Annotated in this window: 3 protein-coding genes and 2 pseudogenes; 2 read left to right on the plus strand and 3 right to left on the minus strand. The window is 66.4% G+C overall.

All coding sequences use genetic code 11. From position 1 onward, the window contains the following. The 3 genes and pseudogenes from JCM25156_RS31410 to aat all read right to left on the minus strand — a co-directional run. A pseudogene (locus JCM25156_RS31410) lies at positions 1 to 408 on the minus strand (DUF4412 domain-containing protein); the annotation flags it as partial. Next, positions 357 to 587, minus strand: coding sequence for a hypothetical protein (locus JCM25156_RS31415; protein WP_242402689.1), 231 nt, complete (start codon positions 585 to 587; stop codon positions 357 to 359). The pseudogene JCM25156_RS31410 and the gene JCM25156_RS31415, both read right to left, overlap by 52 nt. A 113-nt stretch (positions 588 to 700) precedes the next feature. Continuing rightward, entirely contained in the window at positions 701 to 1,378 is a 678-nt protein-coding gene (gene aat, locus JCM25156_RS15250) for a leucyl/phenylalanyl-tRNA--protein transferase (RefSeq protein WP_025813762.1), read from the minus strand. Between the two features lie 85 nt (positions 1,379 to 1,463). On the opposite strand from aat, the gene JCM25156_RS32700 reads away from it, so the two are divergent. Both JCM25156_RS32700 and JCM25156_RS32705 read left to right on the plus strand, forming a co-directional pair. Beyond that, the gene (locus JCM25156_RS32700) at positions 1,464 to 1,628 is read left to right on the plus strand and encodes a hypothetical protein (RefSeq protein WP_159105005.1); all 165 of its coding nucleotides are present in this window, start codon (positions 1,464 to 1,466) and stop codon (positions 1,626 to 1,628) included. Beyond that, positions 1,625 to 1,883: pseudogene (locus JCM25156_RS32705) on the plus strand (D-glycerate dehydrogenase); the annotation flags it as partial. The gene JCM25156_RS32700 and the pseudogene JCM25156_RS32705, both read left to right, overlap by 4 nt.

Below are 1,883 nucleotides of genomic sequence, written 5' to 3' on the forward strand. Positions count from 1 at the left end.
CCCTGGGCGCGCCGGGCGGCGGGGGCGGGTCAATCTTGCGGTAACCTCCGGGGGCTGGAACATGCTGTCGGGGATGGGGCCGTAGACCACCTTCGTCGCCTCCAGCCGCCCGCGCAGCCCGTCGCCATCCACGCCGATTTCCTGCAGCACCACGCCGTCCTCGGTCACGCAGGCGGTGGCCCCGCCCTGATCGGTGCTGACATCCCACTGCGTGCAGGGCACGCCCGCCACCGTGGAGGTTCCCCGGCGCGTGAATGTCATGGACAGGTCGAGCAGGAACGGGTTGCGGATGCCATAGCGGGCATCGAGCTGGCTGTACACCTTCTGGGTGTTGATGATGATGGTGACCTGGCGGCTCATGCGGTTGAGGACCATCTCGCCCATGCCCTGCGGGCTATCGATTCGCATGAGCCGCCATTATATGCGAACCATGTACGCACCGCCTTGGGTTCGGGCACGCCATCGGGCTGCACGTTATAGTCCACCTGCACATCGCGCGTGGGGGTCAGCGGCGGATGGATGGTGGCGGCATCCTGCGCCATGGCAACCCCACATCCCGACGCCATGGCCATCAGCGCCGCCATCATGCCCAACGGCCTCCCGCCCTTTCCTGTCCGTCCGTGTCCAGGCCGGGCCGTTGCATGCTTCATCACGTTCTTCCTTATACCCGCGCGTACGGAACCCTGCATTGGCGGGGCTGTCAACCGCCCGCGCCCTCCGCCGCGCGCAGGGCGCGGATCGCACCCTCCAGTTCCGTCGCGCTGTCATTTCCAATCCACCGGGCCTTCTGCTCCACCGCATGGCGCAGCAGGCGCATGTACTGGCCTACCGGAATTTCGGTTCCGCCAAAACTGGCAAGATGCTCGGTGCCGAACTGCGTGTCGAGCAGGGTAAACCCGCCCAGCCGCAGCCGGGCCACCAGATGCACCAGCGCCACCTTGGACGCGTCGCGCATGCGGCTGAACATGCTTTCCCCAAAAAAGGCCTGTCCGATCGCCACGCCATACAGGCCGCCCACCAGCCTGCCGTCATGCCAGGATTCCACGCTGTGGGCGTATCCCATGGTGTGAAGCTGGCAGAACAGGTCACGTATGCGCGGGTTGATCCATGTCTTCTCGCGCCCCGGCGCGGGCGCGGCGCACCCGTCCATGACGGCGGGGAAATCCCGGTCCGTCACCACGTCAAACCGGGGAGACAGCACGGTGCGCATGAGCCTGCGCGACAGGTGGAAGCCATCGAGCGGCAGGATGCCGCGCCATTCGGGACAGAACCATTCCAGCTCATCGGACTGCGCGTCGGGCGCCATGGGGAACAGCCCGCCCCTGTAGGCGGACAGCATAAGTTCCGGCGTAAGGGGAACCGTCTCTTGACCCGTCATGTTCTTCGGATAACCCTTTCACATGCTTTTCCGGCCATGGCAGCCATGCCGTGGCCCCGTCTTCCGGCAGGAGAAATCACCTTCCATGTCCTCTACGCCCCGCCCCCGCCTGCTGCTGGTCCAGCGCCAGACCAGCCCCGTCATGCAGCGCATCGAACAGAGCTTTAACATATCCCCCGTGCCAGACCATAAGCTGACGACCCGCGAACTGCTGGACATGCGCGCGCGTTCCAGCCACAGGCGATCATGACCGCCACCGGCCTGCCGCTGCGCGGCGATGACGTGGCCCAGTTGCCCGACAGCGTGAAGGTGGTGGCCACCGTCAGCGTCGGCACCGACCATCTGGACATTCCGGCCCTGCATGCCCGTGGCATCATCGTCACCAACACGCCCGATGTGCTGACCGAATGCAATGCCGACCTCGCGCTCCTGCTCATGCTGGCGGCCGCCCGGCGCGCGGGGGAATACACCACCCTCATGCGCGCGGGGTGGGGCCGGGGGCTGG

The organism is Komagataeibacter kakiaceti JCM 25156, from assembly GCF_000613305.1.